Source organism: Pseudonocardia sp. ICBG601 (genome assembly GCF_020496245.1).
Genome location: NZ_JAHLJA010000168.1, coordinates 23,088 through 43,466 on the forward strand (window position 1 = coordinate 23,088; position 20,379 = coordinate 43,466).

General features: G+C 73.7%; 21 protein-coding genes. 8 read left to right on the plus strand and 13 right to left on the minus strand.

From position 1 onward, the window contains the following. Positions 1-7: 7 nt before the first annotated feature. The gene (locus KPL57_RS56030; protein WP_226358341.1) at positions 8-1,567 is read right to left on the minus strand and encodes an MFS transporter; all 1,560 of its coding nucleotides are present in this window, start codon (positions 1,565-1,567) and stop codon (positions 8-10) included. Between the two features lie 78 nt (positions 1,568-1,645). Here KPL57_RS56030 and KPL57_RS56035 point away from each other — a divergent pair, with 78 nt between their 5' ends. The 4 genes from KPL57_RS56035 (at position 1,646) to eutC (ending at position 5,894) form a co-directional block, all read left to right on the plus strand. Further along, positions 1,646-2,224, plus strand: a complete 579-nt coding sequence (locus tag KPL57_RS56035; RefSeq protein ID WP_226358342.1) for a TetR/AcrR family transcriptional regulator — start codon at positions 1,646-1,648, stop codon at positions 2,222-2,224. A gap of 186 nt (positions 2,225-2,410) precedes the next feature. After that, positions 2,411-3,805: an ethanolamine permease gene (gene eat, locus KPL57_RS56040; protein WP_226358343.1), complete on the plus strand. Its 1,395-nt coding sequence runs from the start codon at positions 2,411-2,413 to the stop codon at positions 3,803-3,805. Continuing rightward, positions 3,802-5,178, plus strand: a complete 1,377-nt coding sequence (locus KPL57_RS56045; RefSeq protein WP_226358344.1) for an ethanolamine ammonia-lyase subunit EutB — start codon at positions 3,802-3,804, stop codon at positions 5,176-5,178. The genes eat and KPL57_RS56045 overlap by 4 nt, the downstream gene beginning before the upstream one ends. Continuing rightward, positions 5,175-5,894 (plus strand): ethanolamine ammonia-lyase subunit EutC, encoded by a 720-nt coding sequence (gene eutC, locus KPL57_RS56050; protein ID WP_226358345.1) that lies wholly within the window; start codon positions 5,175-5,177, stop codon positions 5,892-5,894. Before KPL57_RS56045 ends, eutC begins: the two co-directional genes overlap by 4 nt. Here eutC and KPL57_RS56055 read toward each other — a convergent pair. Further along, positions 5,863-6,846, minus strand: coding sequence for an LLM class flavin-dependent oxidoreductase (locus tag KPL57_RS56055; protein WP_226358346.1), 984 nt, complete (start codon positions 6,844-6,846; stop codon positions 5,863-5,865). The genes eutC and KPL57_RS56055 overlap by 32 nt on opposite strands. 45 nt (positions 6,847-6,891) lie before the next feature. Between KPL57_RS56055 and KPL57_RS56060 the strand changes: the two genes are divergently transcribed. The 4 genes from KPL57_RS56060 to KPL57_RS68355 are packed head-to-tail and all read left to right on the plus strand — an operon-like array spanning position 6,892 to position 9,776. Further along, positions 6,892-7,872 carry an ABC transporter substrate-binding protein gene (locus KPL57_RS56060; RefSeq protein ID WP_226358347.1) on the plus strand — a complete coding sequence of 327 codons (981 nt, stop codon included), beginning with the start codon at positions 6,892-6,894 and terminating at the stop codon, positions 7,870-7,872. After that, the gene (locus KPL57_RS56065; protein ID WP_226358348.1) at positions 7,869-9,017 is read left to right on the plus strand and encodes an iron ABC transporter permease; all 1,149 of its coding nucleotides are present in this window, start codon (positions 7,869-7,871) and stop codon (positions 9,015-9,017) included. Before KPL57_RS56060 ends, KPL57_RS56065 begins: the two co-directional genes overlap by 4 nt. After that, positions 9,007-9,498, plus strand: a complete 492-nt coding sequence (locus KPL57_RS71065; protein ID WP_308253158.1) for an ABC transporter ATP-binding protein — start codon at positions 9,007-9,009, stop codon at positions 9,496-9,498. Before KPL57_RS56065 ends, KPL57_RS71065 begins: the two co-directional genes overlap by 11 nt. Next, positions 9,390-9,776 carry an ABC transporter ATP-binding protein gene (locus KPL57_RS68355; protein ID WP_308253162.1) on the plus strand — a complete coding sequence of 129 codons (387 nt, stop codon included), beginning with the start codon at positions 9,390-9,392 and terminating at the stop codon, positions 9,774-9,776. Before KPL57_RS71065 ends, KPL57_RS68355 begins: the two co-directional genes overlap by 109 nt. Positions 9,777-9,848: 72 nt before the next feature. On the opposite strand, the gene KPL57_RS56075 is transcribed toward KPL57_RS68355, so the two are convergent. From KPL57_RS56075 to KPL57_RS56125, 11 genes are read right to left on the minus strand one after another with little or no spacing between them, the layout of a single operon-like run. After that, the gene (locus KPL57_RS56075) at positions 9,849-10,928 is read right to left on the minus strand and encodes an ABC transporter ATP-binding protein (RefSeq protein ID WP_226358349.1); all 1,080 of its coding nucleotides are present in this window, start codon (positions 10,926-10,928) and stop codon (positions 9,849-9,851) included. 30 nt (positions 10,929-10,958) lie between these two features. Then, a complete protein-coding gene (locus tag KPL57_RS56080) occupies positions 10,959-11,450 on the minus strand; it encodes a hypothetical protein (RefSeq protein WP_226358350.1) in 492 nt (163 codons plus the stop codon). Then, entirely contained in the window at positions 11,447-12,010 is a 564-nt protein-coding gene (locus KPL57_RS56085) for a hypothetical protein (protein WP_226358351.1), read from the minus strand. Before KPL57_RS56085 ends, KPL57_RS56080 begins: the two co-directional genes overlap by 4 nt. Further along, positions 12,007-12,594 (minus strand): hypothetical protein, encoded by a 588-nt coding sequence (locus KPL57_RS56090; RefSeq protein WP_226358352.1) that lies wholly within the window; start codon positions 12,592-12,594, stop codon positions 12,007-12,009. The genes KPL57_RS56085 and KPL57_RS56090 overlap by 4 nt, the downstream gene beginning before the upstream one ends. After that, entirely contained in the window at positions 12,591-13,145 is a 555-nt protein-coding gene (locus KPL57_RS56095; protein WP_226358353.1) for a hypothetical protein, read from the minus strand. The genes KPL57_RS56090 and KPL57_RS56095 overlap by 4 nt, the downstream gene beginning before the upstream one ends. After that, positions 13,142-14,662, minus strand: a complete 1,521-nt coding sequence (locus KPL57_RS56100; protein ID WP_226358354.1) for an MCE family protein — start codon at positions 14,660-14,662, stop codon at positions 13,142-13,144. Before KPL57_RS56100 ends, KPL57_RS56095 begins: the two co-directional genes overlap by 4 nt. Then, positions 14,659-15,906, minus strand: coding sequence for an MCE family protein (locus KPL57_RS56105; protein ID WP_226358355.1), 1,248 nt, complete (start codon positions 15,904-15,906; stop codon positions 14,659-14,661). The genes KPL57_RS56100 and KPL57_RS56105 overlap by 4 nt, the downstream gene beginning before the upstream one ends. Next, the gene (locus KPL57_RS56110; RefSeq protein WP_226358356.1) at positions 15,903-17,069 is read right to left on the minus strand and encodes an MCE family protein; all 1,167 of its coding nucleotides are present in this window, start codon (positions 17,067-17,069) and stop codon (positions 15,903-15,905) included. Before KPL57_RS56110 ends, KPL57_RS56105 begins: the two co-directional genes overlap by 4 nt. Further along, positions 17,066-18,103, minus strand: a complete 1,038-nt coding sequence (locus tag KPL57_RS56115; protein ID WP_308253163.1) for an MCE family protein — start codon at positions 18,101-18,103, stop codon at positions 17,066-17,068. The genes KPL57_RS56110 and KPL57_RS56115 overlap by 4 nt, the downstream gene beginning before the upstream one ends. Positions 18,104-18,121: 18 nt before the next feature. Continuing rightward, complete coding sequence (locus tag KPL57_RS56120; protein ID WP_226358358.1) at positions 18,122-19,141, minus strand: MCE family protein; 1,020 nt, start codon at positions 19,139-19,141, stop codon at positions 18,122-18,124. Continuing rightward, positions 19,138-20,379: an MCE family protein gene (locus KPL57_RS56125; RefSeq protein WP_226358359.1), complete on the minus strand. Its 1,242-nt coding sequence runs from the start codon at positions 20,377-20,379 to the stop codon at positions 19,138-19,140. The genes KPL57_RS56120 and KPL57_RS56125 overlap by 4 nt, the downstream gene beginning before the upstream one ends.

Here is a 20,379-nt window from a genome sequence, read left to right on the forward strand (position 1 = left end):
CCGCCCGTCACCCCCGGCGCGCTCCGCCCCGGTGGGCGACCGGACGCGACGGCGCGTCCTCCGGGACCGTCCCGGCCGTCGCCGGGATGGTCCGCCAGGCGACGATCGCCGCGGCCAGGGTGACCGCCGCGGCGATCAGCGAGGTCGTCTGCATGGCGACGGTGAACGAGGCGCGGGCACCGTCGAGCACCGGCGAGGCCGGGTCGAGGGCGTTCGTTCCCGCGGCGAGCGAGTCGGTCACCGCGGCCCGTGCGGCCGGGTCCAGCCCGGCGGGCAGCGTGAGGCGGTCGCGGTAGATCAGCGACACCACCGACCCGAGGACGGCGACGCCCATCGCGACCCCCAGCTCCAGCGCCGTCTCGGAGATGGCCGACGCCGCTCCCGCCTTGCGCGGCGGCACCGACGACACGACCGCGTCGGTGGTCAGCGTCTGGGTCAGGCCGACGCCGAGCCCCAGCGGGACCAGGGCCAGCGCCAGCCACAGGTAGCTGGTGAAGCCCTCGGCGACCGCGACGGCCACCAGCCCCCCGGTGACCAGCCCGAGGCTCACCGCGATCGCCCGGCCGAGCCCCAGCGCGCGGGAGAACCGCCCCACGACGGCGACGACGGCGACCGCCGACAGCGTGGTCGGCAGCTCCCCGAGACCGGCCTGCAGCGGTGAGAACCCGCGCACGAGCTGCAGGTACTGGGAGAAGAAGAACAGCGTCCCGATGAGGGCGAACACGGCCATGAACCCGGCGAACACCGAGCCGGCGAAGGCCGGGCGGGCGAACAGCGACACGTCGATCAGCGGGACGGTCAGACGCCGCTGGCGACGGACGAACAGCGCGCCCAACGCGAGCCCGGTCGCCAGCGCGGCGACGCCGGCGACGTCGATCCCGGCCGTGACGGTGTGCTTGACCGCCCACACGACCGGCACGATCGCGGCCATCGACAGCAGCGCCGAGACCAGGTCGAACGGCCCCGGTGCGGGGTCGCGCGACTCGGGCAGCAGCCACACCCCGGCCACGATCAGCACGACCATGATCGGGACGTTGATCAGGAACACCGAGCCCCAGGAGAAGTGCTCCAGCAGCGCGCCGCCGACCAGCGGGCCGACCGCGGCACCGCCGCTGGCCGCGGCCGCCCAGGCCGCGACGGCCCGGGCCCGCTCGGCCGGGTCGGTGAACACGGTCCGGATCAGCGACAGCGTCGAGGGCATCAGCGTCGCGCCGGCGACGCCGAGCAGCAGCCGGGCCACGATGAGCATCGCGGGGGTGGTGGACAGCGCCGCGAACAGCGACGCCGCCCCGAACGCGGCGGCGCCGACCAGCAGCAGCCGCTTGCGGCCGACCCGGTCGGCCAGCGACCCCATGACGACGAGCAGCCCGGCCAGGGCCAGGGAGTAGACGTCGCCGATCCACAGGATCTCGGTCGCCGTCGGCGACAGGTCCGCGGTCAGCGAGGGCACGGCGAGGTAGAGGACGGTGTTGTCGACCGCGAGGACCAGGACGGCGATCGACAGCACCGCGAGGGCCGCCCAGCGGCGGCGGGGCGTGAGCCCCTGGGTGGTGGTGTCGGCGTACATGAGCAAAACTGTACCGACTGGTCGGTTTAGTTTCGACGTGGTGTCCGTCTCGTCGGCACCGGACGGGAGGATGGACGCATGGGTCGCACGACCGGACGGTCCCCGGAGGACACACGCAAGCTGGTGCTCGACGCCGCCGCGTCCGCCATCCGCACGCACGGCATCGGGGCGACGCTCGACCTCGTCGCGCGGGAGGCCGGGATCTCCAAGGGCGGACTCGTCTACCACTTCCCCAGCAAGACCGCGCTGCTCGTCGCCCTGGCGCAGGTGGAGCTCGACACGTTCTGGGACGCCGTGCACGCCCACCTCGACCAACCCGAGGGCACCCCCGGACGGCTGGTGCGCGCCTACGTGCGGGCCAGCCTGGCACCGGTCGACGAGGGCGAGGCCCTGGAACGGTTCACCCTGATCGCCCAGCTCCTCGCGGTGCCCGAGGTCCTCGACCTGGCCCGGGTGGACGACGAGCGCTGGCAGGCCGCGCTCGCCGGGGACGGGGTGCCGGAGGCGACGCGCACGCTGGTCCTCGCCGCCGCCGACGGGATCGGCGGACGACCGCTGTGGGCGGCGGACCTGGAACCGGCGGTGCGGGAGCGGCTGGAGGCCGACCTGCTGGACATGGTGGACGCGGCGCTGCGCACGCCGCCGGCCGAGCGCTGACCCCGCGGCGCGGTCGGCCGTCCCGTACCCGTCGACTGTGACGATCGTGTGTCCTACCGCCCCTGTGGCGACACACATTCCTCACACCGTTTACCCCGCGCGGCCCTGTCCGCGACCGGGCCGGACTCCCTAGCTTGTCCACACCCGACGGGCCCCGTCGGTGACGACGCGCCCCGGGAGGACGCCATGGCGAACGATCCGTCGGACTACCTGGAGCGACGACGGCTGCGCACCGGGGCGGCGGGCTGGGTCCTGCTCGCCGGTCTCGGCGTCAGCTACGTCATCTCCGGCGACTACTCGGGATGGAACTTCGGTCTCGCCGAGGGCGGGTTCGGCGGGCTGCTGATCGCCGGCGTCGTCATCGCCGCCATGTACTTCGCGATGGTGCTGGGGATGGCCGAGCTGTCCTCGGCGCTGCCGGCGGCGGGCGGCGGCTACACCTTCGCCCGGCGCGCGCTCGGCCCGTGGGGCGGGTTCGCGACCGGCACCGCGATCCTCATCGAGTACGCGATCGCCCCGGCCGCCATCGCCACCTTCATCGGCGCCTACGTCGAGTCGCTCGGCCTGTTCGGCATCACCGACGGCTGGTGGGTCTACCTGGCCGCGTACGTGCTGTTCATCGGCATCCACATCGCCGGCGTGGGCGAGGCGCTCAAGGTCATGTTCGTGATCACCGCGATCGCCGTGGTCGGACTGCTGATCTTCGCCGCCGCCGCGGTGCCGCTGTTCGACGCGGGCAACCTCGTCGACATCCCGCCGACCGACGCCGCCGGCGCCTCGGCGTTCCTGCCGTTCGGCTGGCTGGGGATCTGGTCGGCGGTGCCGTTCGCGATCTGGTTCTTCCTCGCCCTGGAGGGCGTCCCGCTCGCGGCGGAGGAGGCCCGCGACCCGGAGCGCAACGTCCCCCGCGGGATCGTCGCGGCGATGCTCGTCCTGCTCGTCACCGGCGCGCTGGTGCTGGTGCTGGCGACCGGGGCGCTCGGCGCGCAGGCGCTCTCGGAGTCGGGCAACCCGCTGGTGGAGGCGCTCGGCGGGTCCACGGCGGGCGTCGTCGTCAACTACGTCGGTCTCGCCGGGCTCGTCGCCAGCTTCTTCTCGATCATCTACGCCTACTCCCGGCAGACCTTCGCGCTGTCGCGGGCCGGGTACCTGCCCCGGGCCCTGTCGGTGACCAACGGTCGCAAGGCCCCCACGCTCGCGCTCGTCGTGCCCGGCGTGATCGGGTTCCTACTGTCGCTGACCGGGCAGGGCGCGGTGCTGCTCAACATGGCGGTGTTCGGGGCGGCACTGTCGTACGTGCTGATGATGGTCAGCCACATCGTGCTGCGCCGGACCGCACCGGAGATGCCCCGCCCCTACCGCACCCCGGGCGGGGTCGCGACGACCGGGTTCGCCCTGGTCGTCGCGGTGCTGGCGGTCGTCGCGACCTTCCTGGTCGACCCGGTCGCCGCCGGCGCGACCCTCGGCGCCTTCGCCCTGTTCATGCTGTACTTCGCGCTCTACTCACGACACCACCTGGTCGCCGCGGCACCCGACGAGGAGTTCGCCGCGCTGGCCCGCGCGGAGGAGGAGCTCACGTGACGGTCCGCCGGACCACGCTCGGGGGCCACACCCACGAGTTCGCCGACCTGCGCGCACTGCTGGCCGCGGCCACGCCACAACGGTCCGGGGACGTGCTCGCCGGGGTCGCGGCCCGCTCGGAACAGGAACGGGTCGCCGCCCAGACGGTGCTGGCCGACCTGCCGCTCGCCACCTTCCTCGACGAGCAGGTCGTCCCCTACGAGGACGACGAGGTGACCCGCCTGATCGTCGACTCGCACGACGCCGAGGCGTTCGCCCCGGTCGCGTCGATGACCGTCGGCGAGTTCCGCGAGCACCTGCTCGACCCGGCCACCGACACCACCGCGCTCGCCCCCGGGCTGACCCCGGAGATGGTCGCGGCGACCTCCAAGCTCATGCGGCTGCAGGACCTGATCGCCGTCGGGCGGCGCACCCCGGTCGTCACCGCGTTCCGCTCGACGGTCGGGCTGCCCGGCACGATGGCGACCCGGCTGCAGCCCAACCACCCCACCGACGACCCCGCCGGGGTGACCGCCTCGATCGTCGACGGGCTGCTGCTCGGCTGCGGCGACGCCGTCATCGGCATCAACCCGGCGACGGACTCGCCGCAGCGCACCACCGACCTGCTGCACCTGATCGACGAGGTCCGCACCCGCTACGACATCCCCACCCAGTCCTGCGTGCTCGCCCACGTCACGACCTCGATCGAGATCATGGAACGCGGCGCCCCGGTCGACCTGGTGTTCCAGTCGATCGCCGGGACCGAGGCCGCGAACACCGGGTTCGGGGTGACCCTGGCGATGCTGCGGGAGGCGCACTCCGCCGCGCTGTCGCTGGACCGCGGCACCGTCGGCACGCAGTGCATGTACTTCGAGACCGGCCAGGGGTCCGCGCTGTCCGCCGACGCCCACCACGGCGTCGACCAGCAGACGCTGGAGGTCCGCGCCTACGCCGTGGCGCGGGCGTTCGACCCGCTGCTGGTCAACACCGTCGTCGGGTTCATCGGGCCGGAGTACCTGCTCGACGGCAAGCAGATCACCCGCGCCGGGCTGGAGGACCACATGTGCGGGAAGCTGCTCGGCGTCCCGATGGGTGTCGACGTCTGCTACACCAACCACGCCGAGGCCGACGCCGACGACACCGACGCGCTGCTCACCCTGCTCGGCGCGGCGGGCTGCTCGTTCGTCATCTGCGTGCCCGGCGGCGACGACGTGATGCTGCACTACCAGTCGCTGTCCTTCCACGACGCGCTCTACGCCCGCCAGGTGCTCGGGCTGCGTCCCGCGCCGGAGTTCGAGGCGTGGCTGACCACGATGGACATGCTCGACGGCGACGGGCGGCTGCGGGACCTGCCCGCGGGCGCCGTCCGGACCCTGACCGCGGGTGTCCGGTGAGCGACCCGCTCGACGTGCTGCGCGCCTCCACCCGGGCCCGGGTGGCGCTCGGCCGCGCCGGGGACGCCCTGCCGACCGCGCGGCTGCTGGAGCTGCGCGCCGCGCACGCCGCCGCCCGCGACGCCGTGCACACCCCGCTCGACGTCGACGCGCTCGCCGAGCGGATCACCGGGCTGGGGGTGTCCACGCTGCACGCCGCGGGCGCGCCCGCCGACCGCACCGAGTACCTGACCCGGCCCGACCTGGGCCGCCGCCTCGCCGCGGGCACCGAGCTGCCCCGCGGCGACCACGACGTGGCGCTCGTCGTCGCCGACGGGCTCTCGCCCCGCGCGGGCGCCGAGCACGCCCCGGGGATGCTCGCCGAGATCCTGGAACGGCTCGACGGCTGGCGGGTGGCCCCGGTCGTGATCGCCACCCAGGCCCGGGTCGCGCTCGGCGACGAGATCGCTTCCGCCCTCGGCGCCCGGCACGTCGTCGTGCTCGTCGGGGAGCGGCCGGGGATGAGCTCGGTGGACTCGCTGGGGCTGTACTTCACCTACGACGCCCACCGCGGGCGCCGCGACTCCGAGCGCAACTGCATCTCCAACGTCCGCCCGCCGCACGGCACCGGCTACGCCGCCGCGGCGACCACCCTGGCGCTGCTGATGAGCGAGGCGCGGCGGCTGAAGCTGTCCGGGGTCGCGCTCAAGGCCGATCCGGCGCTGCCGCCGGGCTGAGCGGCCCGCAGCGGGCGCCCCCGCGGCCGGCCGGGGTGGCCCCGGTCGTCCCCGGTCCGGCCGCGACCGGCGGTGCGCCGGCCAGCTCCGCCAGCCCGCGCAGGACCGGACGTAGCTCGGCCAGGGTCAGCCGGGCGGGCTGGACGTGGCAGAGCAGGTCGGTGGCGTACGGCAGGCAGGGATCCGCCGCCAGTGCGGCGCGCACCTCGGGGCCGGTGCCGGCGTGGACGTTCCCGGCGGCGAACCAGGCCGCCGGATCGTGTCCGCGCCGGGCGACGTGCGGCGCGAGCAGCGCGTGCACGGCCGCGCGCGAGGAGCCGGGAAGCACCGGCCGGGACAGCCCGACCCGGGCACCCCCGGCGGCCCGGAATCGGGCCAGCAGCCCGGCGGAGCGTCGGTCGTCGGGGCCGGCCGGGCCGGAGCGACGCCCCGACAGCAGCCCCAGGCCGTGGCGCGCGGCGGTGTCGACGCCCTCGGGGGACGACGTCGCCAGCCACAGCCGCTCCCGCAGACCCGGTGCTCGCGGGGTGACGGCCGGGCCGGTGCCGGTGAGCGCGTCCAGGGCGGCGCCCAGGCGGGCGTGCCGCTGCGCAGGGTCGACGCCGAACGCCTCGGCGACGCCCGGGTCGGACCCGGCGCCCAGTCCCAGCTCGAGCCGGCCACCGCTGAGCACGTCGACGGTGGCCGCGTCCTCGGCGAGGCGCAGCGGGTGCTCCAGCGACGCCACGACGACGGCGGTGCCCAGCCGGATCCGCGAGGTGGCTGCGGCGACCGCGGCCAGGACCACCAGCGGTGAGGACGCGTGCCCCTGCTGGGCGCCGAGATGGTGCTGGGCCAGCCAGAACGACGCGAACCCCAGCTCCTCGGCGAGCACCGCGAGGCCGACGGTGTCGGCCAGCTCGGACGCCGCGTCGCGCGGGCCGGCCGCGTGGGTGAGCACGCCCCATCTCACACCGGACACTATGGACATCTGACGAGGTTTTCATACATTGGGTCGGTGCTCCCACCCCGTCTGCGCGTCGTCGGCGCCGCCCTGTCCCTGCTGCTGCTCGCCGGGTGCGGCGCCGCCGTCACCGACGCCCCGGCCGGTGGGGCGCCGGCCGCGGGGTTCCCGGTCGTCGACGACAACTGCGGCGTGACCACGACCTACACCGCGCCGCCCACCCGGGCGGTCACCCTGACCTCGAACGCCACCGAGCTGCTGCTGGAGCTCGGGGTGGAGCGGTCGATGGTCGGGACGGCGTACCTGAGGAACCGGCCGATTGGCGAGCGCTACGCCGCGGCGTACGCGACGGTGCCGGTGCTCGCGCCGGGCCAGCCGTCGCTGGAGCAGCTGCTCGCCGCCGAGCCCGACTTCGTCTACTCCGGCTACCCCGACGGATTCTCCGAGTCCAGCGGACACACCCGTGCGCGGCTCGCCGAGCTGGGCATCGACAGCCACCTCAACCCCGAGTCGTGCCGGGAGGGGCGTTCGGGCTTCGAGGACCTGTTCGGCGAGACGACCCGGATCGGCGCGATCTTCGGGGTGCCGGAGCGGGCCGAGCGCAGCGTCGAGGGCATGCGGGCCCGGCTCGACGCCGTCGCGGCGCAGCTCGGGACCGTCGATCCGGTGCCGGTGTTCGTCTACAACAGCGGCACCGACGCGCACCGCACCGCGGGCGGCCGGGCGCTGCTCACCGACATGATCGAGCGTGCCGGGGGGCGCAACGTGTTCGCCGACCTCGACCAGCGCTGGGGCGAGGTGTCCTGGGAGCAGGTCGTCCGCCACGCCCCCGCCGTCGTCCTCATCTACGACTACCTCGACCCGAGCGTCGAGTCGAAGATCGCGACGCTGCGCGCGACGCCGGCACTCGCCGGACTGCCCGCGCTGGCCGGTCCGTTCCCGACGGTCCCGCTGTCGGAGGCCCAGCCCGGGCCGCGCTCGGTCGACGCCGTCGAGCGGCTGGCCCGCGAGCTGCACCCCGACCGGTTCCGGTGACCGGGCGCGCGCGGCTCCTCGCGGTGCTGCGCCCGGACGGGCCGCTCCCCGATCCCGCGCCGGCCCGCGGCGCCGGTCGTGGCGCGGGCCGCGACGGCGGGCGCGGCCGGGTGCCGACGGCGACGGCGGTCGCCGTCCTGGCGGTGCTGCTGGTGCTCGCCGCCGGCCTCGCGCTCACCACGGGCTCGGTGCACGTGCCCTGGTCGGTGACCTGGCGGATCCTCGCCCACCGGGTCGGCGGCACCGCCTGGGTGCCCGACCCGGACTGGTCGCGGGCCGACGACCTGATCATCGCCGACACCCGGTTGCCCCGGGTGCTGCTCGCCGGGCTGGTCGGCGCGGCGCTGACGGTGGCCGGGATGGTGCTGCAGGCCGTGGTGCGCAACCCGCTGGCCGGGCCGGGCGTCATCGGCGTCTCCGCGGGGGCGGCGACGGGCGCGGTGGTCGTGATGCGGTTCGGGCTGCTCGGCGCGGGCGCGCTCACGCTGAACGTGGCCGCGTTCGCCGGTGCGCTGCTGACCCTCGCCGTGGTGCTGGTCATCGCCCGCTCCGGCGGGCGGATCACCGTCCTGCGGCTGATCCTCGGCGGTGTCGCGGTCGGGTCGGTGCTCTCGGCGCTGACCAGCCTGCTGGTGCTGACCGCGCCCAGTCCCACGCTGGCGTCGCAGGTGCTGTTCTGGACCCTCGGCGGGTTCGGCGCCGCCCGCTGGGACGTGCTGGTGGTGCCGGCGGTCGTCCTCGGCGCCGGGGTCGTGGTGCTCGTGTCGCGGGCGCGTGACCTGGACCTGCTGCTGGCCGGCGACGAGAGCGCGGGCGCCCTCGGGCTGGACGTGCACCGGTTCCGGCAGGCGATGTTCGTCGTCGTCGCCGTGCTGGTCGGGGTGACGGTCGCGGTGAGCGGGGTGATCGGCTTCGTGGGGCTGATGCTGCCGCACGTCGTCCGGTTCCTCGTCGGGTCCGGCCACCGGCGGGGACTGCCGGTCGCGGTTCTGGTCGGCGCACTGTTCACGGTGCTGGCCGACCTGGTCGCGCGGACCGTCGTCATCCCCGAGGAGCTGCCGGGCGGCATCGTCACGGCGCTGGTCGGCGGCCCGTTCTTCGTGTGGCTGCTGCGCCGCGACGGGCGCCGGGAGGGTGCGCGGTGACCCCCTGGAGATCGACGACGTGCACGTCGTCGCCGGGACGGCCACGCTGGTCGCCGGGGTCTCGCTGACCGTCGGCCCGGGCGAGGTGGTCGGGCTGCTCGGCCCGAACGGCAGCGGCAAGTCCTCGCTGCTGCGCACCGTCTACCGGGTCGGGGTGCCGTCGTCGGGGACGGTCCTGGTCGAGGGGACCGACGTGCGGCGGGTCCCGGCGCGGTGGGTGGCCCAGCGGGTCGGCGTGGTCCTGCAGGACATGCCCTCGGACTTCCCGCTGACCGTGCGCGAGGTCGTCACGATGGGGCGCTCGCCGCACAAGCGCCCGCTCGCCGCCGACGACCGGTCGACGACGCCCTGGTCGCCGCCGCCCTGGAGCTGCTGGAGCTCACCCGCCTCGCCGGACGACGCTTCGCCACGTTGTCCGGCGGCGAGCGGCAGCGCGCACTGGTCGCGCGGGCACTGGTCGGGCGCCCGGCGCTGCTGGTGATGGACGAGCCGACCAACCACCTCGACGTCCGCCACCAGCTGGAACTGCTGACACTGGTGCGCGAGCTGGGCCTGCCCGCGCTGGTGGCCCTGCACGACCTGAACCTGGCCGCGCGCTACTGCGACCGGCTGTGCCTGCTCGACGCCGGTCGGGCCGTGGCCACGGGGACGCCCGCGCAGGTGCTGACCCCGGAGCGGATCGCCGCGGTCTACGGCGTCACCGCGACGGTGCTGGCGCACCCGTCGGCCGACTGTCCGCTGATCGTGCTGTCCCCCTGAGCGCGGTCCGCCCGCGTCGGGTGGGTCCCACCCGGCGCGGGCGCCACGACGTCGGGCCGGGAACGACCCGCCTCAGCCCCGTACCCGCGGCTGCACGTCGGTGGGCCAGTCGTCGCCGCCCGCTCCCGCCCGCGCCTCCTGCCGGGTGCTGCCGTCCCGCGACGGCCCGGCGAGCTGCGCGGTGGCGTCGGCATCGGCGTACTGCTCCCGGATCGCCTCCTGCGCCGACTGCGGCAGCTCGTGCAGCATGTCCATGACCCGCTCCCGGCGACGGTGCACCGCCTTCCGGTCCGGCATCCCCGTCGAGGCCACCAACTGCGGCTTCATCGGCGGACGACCCTCCAGCTCACCCGCCTCCTCCATCTCCCGGGCAGCCTGCGCGGCGTCCTTCTCCTCCGACATCCCGATCGGACCCTCACGACGCCCGTTCAGGAACTGCGCCACCACCGGCTCGTCCGAGGTCAACAACACCTCCCGCGGACCGAACATCGCCAGATGCTTGCGATACAGCAGACCGATGTTGTCCGGCACCGTCTGCGCCGAGTTGATGTCATGGGTCACGATCAGGAACGTCGAATCCGTCATCGCGTTCAAATCGATGATCAACTGGTTCAGGTACGCCGTCCGCACCGGATCCAGACCCGAGTCCGGCTCATCGAACAAAATGATCTTCGGATCCAGCACCAACGCCCGCGCCAACCCCGCACGCTTGCGCATACCACCCGAGATCTCCCCCGGCAGCTTCCCCTCCGCACCCACCAGACCGACCATGTCGATCTTCTCCATGACGATGTCCCGGATCGCCGACTCCGACTTGCGCGTGTGCTCCCGCAACGGGAACGCGATGTTGTCGAACAAGTTCATCGACCCGAACAACGCACCGTCCTGGAACAGCACCCCGAACAGCTTCCGGATCTCGTACAGCTCGGACTCCGAGCACTTGCACAGATCCACACCCTCGATGACGATCGATCCCCGCTCGGGCTTGAGCAGCCCGATCAGCGACTTCAGGAACACCGACTTGCCGGTACCCGACGGGCCCAGCAGCACCGACACCTCGCCCGCGGGCAGGGTCAGTGTCACGTCCGACCAGATGTTGGCCGGACCGAAGGACTTCGTCAGTCCCTCGACCTTCACCTCGACGCCCGTCATCTCGTGGCCTCTCGACTCGCAGTTCGCGTACTAGAAGTTTCGCAGGTCCGACACCAGCCAGCGCCCGTCGACGAACTCGACGATCACCTCGGCACGGCCGACGGTGGTCCGCTTGTCGTCGGCGCCGCGGCTGGCGTCCTGGGTCAGGTAGAGCAGGGTGGTGACCCGGTCGGGCCGGGCGTCGACGACACCGGCCCGGGTCACCGTCGTGCGGGTACCGACCCCGCGGTCCAGCGCCGGGCCCACGACCGAGTCGAGGACGGTGCCGAACTGGCGGCCGAAGTCTCCGGTGACGAGCCCGCGGGCCCGTGCGAGGTCGGCGTCCCGGGACGCGGGCCGGTAGCTGAGGACCTGCTCGGTGAGGGTCCGGGCGGCGGCGAGCCCGTCGGTCCTGGCCTGCTCGATCTGCTGGGCCGGGCGGACGACGACCAGGTGGACCACGACGGCCGCCACGGCGACGACCACGGCGAGCACGCCTGCCGTCGTCGTCACGGCGCGCCGGCCGGGGAGCGGGACCCTCACGGTGCGACCTCCACGGTCGAGACCTTCCACGAGCCCTCCTGGTGGGCGAGCGTCAGCAGCATCCGGAAGTCCCGCTTCGCGCCGTCGGGGATCTCGGAGTTGCGGACGGTGGTGCTCGCGCTGACCAACACGACGGCGGTGTCGTCGTCGGCCCGCTCGATCCCGACGGCGTCGATGCGTCCCTCGGTCGACACCTTCCCCTCCACCAGGATCTTCCCGAACACCTCGGAGAAGCGGCCGAGCTCGGTGCGGAACGGCTCCGCGGCGACGGCGAGCAGGTCCTCGCTGCGCTGGCGGGCGTTGTCGCCGCCGATGCTGATGAAGTCGTTCACGACGCGGGTCGACACGTCGGTGATCTCCCGCCGGTCGGCCTCGGCGCGGCTGGTGGACACCCAGCCCAGTCCGACGAGGACCGCACCGGTGAGGGCCAGCAGGAGCAGCAGGACCGCTGCCGCCGGGAGCAGGAGGCCCCGCCGCCCCGTGTCGGACGCCGTGGTGTCGGGTCCCGCAGCGGACCCGGTGGCCGCCTCGGCGCGGTCCGTCCGCTCGCCCGCCGTCACGCCTGGTCCAGACCGGCGATCAGCCATCGGCCGTCGACCTCGCGCATCGTCACGGTCGCCGCCACGGTGTCCACCCGCTCCCCCTGGTCGGTCGTCGTGCTCTGGTTGACGAAGGCGAGCACCTTCGCGTCGCCGCCCTCGGAACCGATCCACGCGGCCCCGACCACGCGGGCCAGCGTGCGTGCCTTCAGCCGCTCCGCGTTCGGGCGGACCGACTCGTCGAAGAGCCGCTCGTAGTCGTCGTGGAAGCTACCGGTCGTCGCCTCGTCGACGACCCTGGCGGCCGCGTCGAGCTTGGTGCCGTCGTAGGACAGCAGGGTCTGCAGCTGCGTCGTGGTCGCGGCCAGCACGTCGGCCCGGGTCCGCTCCTCGGCGCCGCCCGAGGCGAGCATCGCCCCGAGCACCCCCGCGACGACGGCCAGCACCGCCGCCACGGCGGTCAACCCGATGACCAGCATGCGCCGCCGGGACCGAGCCGGGCGGGCGGCGCCGCCGGTCGTGCCCCGGTCCTCGGTGTCCCCGGTGCCCACGCCGGTCCGGTCGTCGATCCGGTGGGACCCGCCGTCGTCGCCGACCGGCCTCACGGCACGAACTCCAGTCGGGAGACCAGCCATCGTCCGTCCTCCTCCTGCACGGTCAGTCGCATCCGGTACTGGCGGGGTTCACCCTGGGGGACCTGGGTGTTGCGCACCGTCGAGTTCGCGGACACGAGCACCACCGCCCGCCCCGGCCCGTGCTCGGCGACACCGGCCGCGACGACCGATCCGGTCGAGGTGACCTCGGCGTCCCGGATCGCGCCGACGAAGCCGGCGGACCGGCCCGCGAGCTGGCTCGCGAACTCCCCCGTCGATCCGGCGGTGAGTCGCGCGAGGGTGTCCTGCGCGGTCGCCGGGTCGATGGTGAGCAGATCGGTCACCGTCTGGCGGGCGGCCACCAGGGCCGGCTCGTCGTCCCCCGCCGCCGGTGCCAGCCGGACGGCCAGCACGGTGACCAGCACCGCCAGCAGCGCCACGACCACGCCCAGTCCGGCCGGCAGCAGCGCTCCCGCGGGCAGGCGTCGCCGCCGGGACGCAGTCGAGTCCTCCTCGACCACGCCGACCGTGTCGACCGCGGCGTCCTCGGCCGGGGCGCTCATCCGCCCGCTCCGGCCGGAGCGGTGGCGCCGAGCGGGTCCAGCACGATGCCCTGCCACCCGGTGTTCGACGACGGGACCTGGTTCCCGTCGACGATCGGGGTGGTGCTGCCCGGCGGCAGGAAGATCCCGTCCAGCGCGACGGCGTCGGAGGGCAGGTAGCCCTGCTCCCCCGGGGCGTAGGGCTGGTTCTCCTCCGGGTCGGTGTTCGGCCCGCCGCTGGGCAGCCTGTCCGAGCGCAGCAGGTTGTCCGCGGTGCTCGTGGTCTGTGTACCGGCGACCTCCATCTGGGTGTCGATCGCTGCCCGGCGCGCGGCCTCGGCCTCCTCGGGGCTCTGGAAGTTCAGGCCGCAGGACCGGGCGTCCGGACCCCGACCGCCGGGGACCGGGGCTCCGGGCGGGCAGGCGTAGGCCTTGCCGCCGCGGGCCGCCTTGAGCGGGTCGGCGTCCTTGCAGCGCACGTCGCTCGGCGGCCGGGCCGGCGAGCTGTCGTTCGGCGGACGCCGGTCGACGACGAAGCCCTCGGTGCACGGCGCGGGATCGTTGACCTGCGTCTGCAGGTTGATCTTGATCGTGCCCGGGACCGGCGAGCTGCTCAGCGTCCCGATCGACGCCTGCAGCATCGACGGCAGGATCGTCAGCGTCTGCTGCAGGTGCGGGACGTAGACCCGGGTCACCTCACCGACCGAGGTCAGGTTCCCGAGCAGCTGCGGGAGCGGGTCCCCGACCTGCTTCACGAAGCTCGCGACCTCGTCGAGGGCCGGCGGGAACACGCCGAGGGTCGACCGGAGCGAGCCGTCGGCCTCCGCGAGCCGGCCGGTGAACGACGCCAGGTTCGCCAGGTAGGTCCGGATGTCACCGGAGGTGGCGTTCTGGGTGTCCAGCACCGGCGCGGCGTCCTCGATCAGCCGGACCGTCGGGTCCAGGTTGGCCTGGGCCTCGGTGGTGAGCAGGTCGAGCGAGTCGATCAGCCGCTGCAGGTCGTCGCCACTGCCGGCGAACGCCTTCCCGAGGTCGTCGACGGTGGCGTTGAACTTCTGCCCCGGCACCGACGCGGCGAGTGCGTTGGCCTTCTCCAGCAGTTCACCGGTCGTCGTCGGCAGCACCACCCGGTCGGCGGGGACGACCGCGCCGTCCTCGATGAAGGGGCCGGCGGTCGTGCGCGGCTCGAAGTTGACGTACTGCTCACCGACCGCGGAGACGCTGCGGACCTCCACCGCGGAGTCGACCGGGATCGGGTGGTCGTCGAGCACCTGGATGTCGGCCTCGACCCCGGTCGGGGTGAGCCGGACCTCGTCGACCTGGCCGATGGTGACGCCGCGCAGGGTCACCACGCCGTTGGTGTAGAGACCGGCGCCGGCCGGGAGCTCCAGGGTGACGGCGTTGCGCCCGATCCCGAGCATGCGGGGCACGTTCAGGTAGGTCACCGCCCCCCACCCGACGGCGATCGCGGCGATCACCGCGAACGCGACGAGCTTGCGGCCCGTGGTGGCGTTGATGCGTAGCGACGAGAGCCTCATCGGCCACCTCCGAACAGTCCGCCGAGGAGCCCGCCCTGGCCGCCCTGGCCGTCCTCGGTCCCGTCGCCGGCCGGTGCCGGTGCCGGTGCCGCGCCCGGCAGGGGCAGTGCCCCCAGCGGCTGCTGCAGGGCCTCCCCGAACGGCTCCAGCGGTGCGGTCAGCGCGGGCGGAGCACCCAGCGGCGGCACCGCCAGCACGCCGGGGCTGCCCGGCGCGGGGAGCTGGAACCCGTCGACGAGGTTGTGGCGCAGGGTCTCCGGTGTGAGGTCCAGTACCAGGAACAGGTTGCCGTAGTCACCCCGGAAGATCCCGGGGAACGCCGTCGAGGCCGGGAACGGGTAGGTCGCCAGCAGCTCCACGCCGCGGGTCAGGTCGCTGCCCGCGTCGGCGAGGCGCTGCACGGCGGGGCGCACCTGGCGCAGGTTCGCCAGGAGGTCCTCCTGGGAGCGGTCGACCAGGGACCCGGTGGCACGGTCGAGCCGCTGGACGTCCTCGAGCGTGCGCACCAGCTGGGCACGGTCGTCGTTGAGCACCTTCAGCGCGCCCGGCAGGGTGTCCAGCGCCGAGGCGATGGTCTGGTTGTCCGCGTTCAGCGTGGCGCTGAGCCGGTCGAGCGACTCCAGCGCGCGGACGATGTCATCGCGCTGCGCGTCGAGCCCACCGACGAACCGCTCCAGGTTCCCGACCAGGCCGCGCAGGTCCTGCTGGCGGCCGTCGAAGACCTTGTTCAGCTCCGTGGTGATCGTCCGGACCTGCTGCAGCCCGCTGCCGTTCAGCACCACCGACAGCGCGCCGAGCAGCTCCTCGGTCTCCGGGTAGCGGCCGGTGTTCGCCAGCGGGATGACCGCCCCGTCGGCGAGGCTCCCCTCCGGAGCCGCGTTCGCGGGCGGGGCGAGCTCCAGGTACTCCGCGCCGAGCAGGGACTTCTGGGCGACCCGGGCCGTCGCGTTCGCCGGGAGCCGCACGTCGCGGTCCAGGCTCACGGTCAACCGGGCCTTCCAGTCGTCGACCTCGGTCCGGACGACGGAGCCGACCGGCACGTCGGCGACCATCACCTCGGCGTTGGGCACCAGGTTCGCGACCTGGGCCAGCTCCACCTGGACCTGGTAGGAACCGTCGCCGGTCCCGGGGCGCAGCGGCACCGGGAGTTCGCCGATGCTGGAGATCCCGCAGCCCGCCGCCCCCAGGGCGGCGACGAGCAGGACCACGCTCAGCCGGGCGGTACGCGGCGTCCGGCCGGTCATCGGTTCCCTCCGATCGGGAGCGGGGGCGTGGGCAGCACGGGCGCCGAGGGATCGCCGTACTGGATCGGGTTGACCGCGACCGGCGGCGCGTCGATCCGCGCCAGGTCCAGCAGGGGGCCGAGGCCCGCGCGGCAGGCGTAGGCGGCGGCCGGGTCGTCGGCACCGGCCGGGGCGACGGCGGCGGCGCTGTCACACACCACGGCGGCCGGGCTGCGCAGGTTGGTCACCGCGACGTTCGCGGTCACCGCTCCGGTCTTCTCGTCGATGAAGTTCGCGAAGTTCGACACCGCGAACGGCGCCTTCTGCAGCAGGTCGCCGAGCGCCTGCCGGTTCTGCGAGATGTTCGCGACGACGTCGTCGAGTTTGCGCAGGTCGGTGGTGAAGGCGTCCCGGTGGTCGGAGACGAACCGCTGCACCAGCGGCGCCGTGCGTTCGAGCCCCTGCAGCACCTGGGCCAGCGCCTCCCGGTTGTCGGCGAGGATCCCCGAGGTGTCGGCGAGCTGGCTCTGGAACCGCGCGACCTGGGCGTCGGCGTCCTTCAGCGCGGTGACGAAGGTCTGCAGGTTGCGCACCGTCGCGAACAGGTCGCCGCGGCTGTCGGACAGCGTGCTCGACGCCTCGGACAACTTGCGGATCGTGTCGCGGATCAGCGGGCCCTGCCCCTGCAGGTTCGCCGAGGTCGTGTCGAGGAGCCGGTTGAGGGCGCCCTCGGTCTCGGCGGACTTCGGGGCGAGCGCCTGCGCGAGGCCGGCGACCTCGGTCTTGACCCGGTCGAACTCGACCGGGGAGACGGTGCACTCACGCGGGATCTCGGCCCCGTCGGCGAGCTCGGGACCGCTCTCGTAGGGCGGGCCGACCTGCACGTAGCGGACACCGACCAGGGTGGGCGAGATGATCGCGGCGGTCGCGTCGGCGGGGAGTGTCACGTCGTCGTCGTAGCTCATGACGACCTTCACCGAGTCCGGGCCGGGCTCGACCGACTCGATCGAACCGACCTTGACCCCCAGCACGCGGACCTCGTCGCGCGGGTAGAGGTTCACGGTCTGGTCGAAGTACGCCGTGACGGTGCGGGTGCCGGAGCCGACCAGCGCCCACGTCGCGGCGGCCGCGACGACGAGCACCAGCACGACGACCAGCACACGGGAGCGGGAGAGGACCGTCATCGGTCGCCACCGCCTTCCGGGGCGGCCGGGGTGCCACCGGGCAGGGCCGGGGACACCGGGGAGGCCTGGTCGAGCACCGACGGAAGGGTCTGGCGCGCCAGGTTGGTGGGGGGCAGGTTGGGCACCAGCGCGAAGAACCAGGGACCGCTGGAGATGGCTTCACCGAGGCTGCCCGCGTAGGTGTCGAGACCGGTGATCGCGGCCGCGAGGTTGCGGTCGTTGCGACGCAGCAGGTCGAGCACCTTCTCCAGCTCGGCCAGCGCAGGTCCGAGCTGGCGCTCGTTGTCGTGCACCAGCCCGTCGAGCTGGTGCAGCACGCCGGTGATGTTCAGCAGCAGCGACCGGATCACCTCGCGCCGGGCGCGCAGCTCCTCCAGCAGCATGTTCCCGTCGGTCACGAGCGTGGTGATGTTGCCGCTGCGCTCGGCGAGGACCGCCGACACCGACGCGGTGTGGTCGAGCAGCCGGCGCAGCTCGGCGTCGCGGGAGGAGATCGTCTGCGACAGTCGACCGAGCCCCTCCATCGCCGAGCGGAGCTCGGGGGGTGTGTCGGCGAAGGTGTCGGCCACCGTGGTGAGCGACTCCGCGACCCGGTTCACGTCGAGGTCGGCCGTCTTGCGGGTGACGGTGTCCAGCAGCTCCTGGACGTCGTACGGCGACGACGTCCGGTCCAGCGGGATCACCGAGCCCTCGGCCAGCCGGCCGGTGCCGGCCGGGCGGACCTCCAGGAACTTGGCGCCGAGCACGGTCGCGGTCTTGATCGACGCACCGGTGGCGTCACCGAGGGTGCTGCCGTCGAACACGGTGAAGTCGGCCCGGACGGCACGGCCGACCAGCTCGACGTCGTCGACCTTGCCGACGACGACGCCCGCGAGTCGGACCTCGTCGCCGGACTTCAGACCGGCGGCCTCGCTGAACAGCGCCGAGTAGGACCCGGACGTCAGCTGGCGGGACAGGTGGCCGGAGTTCAGTGCCGTCACGGTCGCGAGCAGCGCGACCACCACGGCGACTGCTCCGACCTTCAGGAGGTTCAGCTCCTGGAAGCGGCGGTTTCAGAACTGGCATCGAGCCTCCTGGCTCGCGATGGTGTCGGTCATGATCGGCGGGCCGACTCCGGGGTCGAGCCGGACCTGCACGCCGCAGAGGTAGAACTGGAAGCCCTGCTGGTAGATGCCGGCGCGACCGAGGATCTGGTAGTAGCCGGGGATCTGGGAGAACAGGTAGTTGAGGCGCTCGCCGTCGGAGTTGACCACCCGGGAGAGCCGGTCGACCTCGTGCACCACCCCGGCGACGTCCGGACGGGCCTCGCGGAGCAGGCCCTCGACGTCCCCGGCGAGGTTGCTCGCCCGCTCCAGCGACTGCCCGATCGAGGTCCGGTCCTGCGACAGTCCGCTGATCAGCTGCTGGAGCTGGACCACGGTGTCGGAGAGGCGGTCACGGCGCTGGTCGACGGTGCCGAGGACCCCGTTGAGGTTGGTGACGACCTGACCGATGACCTGGTCGCGGTCGGCCAGCGCACCGGTGAGGCTGCCGATCTGGCCCAGCAAGGCGTCGATCGAGCCCCCCTGGCCCTGCAGGACGGTGATGAGCGACTCGGCGAGCTGGTTGACCTGGGCCGGCTCCAGGCCCTGGAACAGCGGGGTGAAGCCGTTGTAGAGCTCGTCGAGGTCGAGCGCGGGATGGGTCTGGGTGACCGGGAGCGTCCCGCCGTCGGCGAGGACGCCGGTCGGCTGCGGGCCGCGCACGATCTCCAGGTAGCGCTGGCCGAGCAGGTTCTTGTACCGGACGATGCCCTCGGAGCCGGTCTGCACCGGCACGTCGGAGCGCATGCTGAACGAGATCCGGGCCAGGTTGTCGGCCCCGACCTCGACGGACTCGACGCGGCCGACGGTGATGCCGGCGACGCGCACGTCATCCTTCTCCTTGAGCCCCGACGCGTCGGCGAACTCCGCGGCGTAGCGGGCCGACTCGCCGAAGCGGACCGAGCCGTAGGCGACGACGACCGTCGCCGCGCAGACCGCGGCCACGACGACGAACACCAGGACCCGCAGGAACTCGGCGCGGTGCCTCATCGGCCGCCCTCCTCTCCCGGCGCGGGGGCGGGCGCCCCGACGGCCTGACCGGACTGCTGCGGCGCGGACGGCGCCTGACCGAGACGCTCGGCGATCGTCGGTCCGAGATCGACGCCGCCGACCAGCGTGGCCAGCGGGTCGCGGACCTCGATGCCGGCGTCGCGGGTGTCCAGGCGCGGCGAGCCGTCGTCGAAGTAGGTGTGCCGGGGGATCTCGCCGGGGCGCGGGATGCCCGGCCCGCAGTTCGGCTGGTCGACGCCGAGCTTCGGCGCGTTCTGCGAGGTGTAGCCGTCCTCACCGGGCTGGAACGTGGTGAGCGAGCGCAGGCCCGGCTGGGCGCCGCCGAAGCTGGGCTCCAGCAGGGCCCGCAGGTGGTTCAGGCTGGCCGCGGTGCAGGGCAGCACCGGGGCGTAGCGCTCGAGCACCGCGGTGGTCGGGCGCAGGGTCTTCAGCGTGCGGTCGAGGCTGTCGGTGTTGGCCTCCAGCACCCCGGACACGTCGGTGGAGAACATCGACAGCGACGCCAGCGTCGCGTCGATGCCGGCCTGCTCGTCGACGACGGTGCCCGCGGTCGTGGTCGCGTTGCGCAGCAGCGCGAGCAGGTCGGGGCTGGCGTCGGCGTAGGTGTCGAGCACCGGCGCCGCGGCCCGCAGGTCGCGCTGCAGCGCCGGCAGGCTCGGGTTGATGCGCTCCAGGTAGTCGTTGAACCGCACCAGGCTGGCGCCGAGCTCGTCACCCCGGCCGTTGAGGGAGGTCGACAGCGCGCCCAGCGCCGTGTTGACCTTCGCCGGGTCCACGGTGGTGAGCAGCCGGTTCAGGTTGTCGAAGACGATGTTCGCTTCGGTCTGCACCGACGACGCCGGGACGACGGCGCCGGCCTCGATCGTGCGGGGCTCCGGGGCGGGTGGCGGGACGAGGTCGACGAACTTCGGCCCGAACACCGTCGGCGAGATGATCCGGGCGGTGACGTTCGCCGGGATCATGTCGATCGTCGCGGGGTCCAGGGCCACCTGCACCAGCGCACCGCCGTTGCCGTCCGGCCGTACGTCCGACACCCGGCCGACGCGCACGTCGCGCATCGACACGTCGGCGTCGGGGAGCATGAGCAGCCCGGCCCGGTCGGTCTGCACGGTGGCGGACACGCCGGGGTCGAACACGTGCAGGTAGCTCGCCACGACGAGCACCGCACCGAGCAGCAGCACGCCGACGGCGGCGAGCCCGGTCATCTCGTGTCGCAC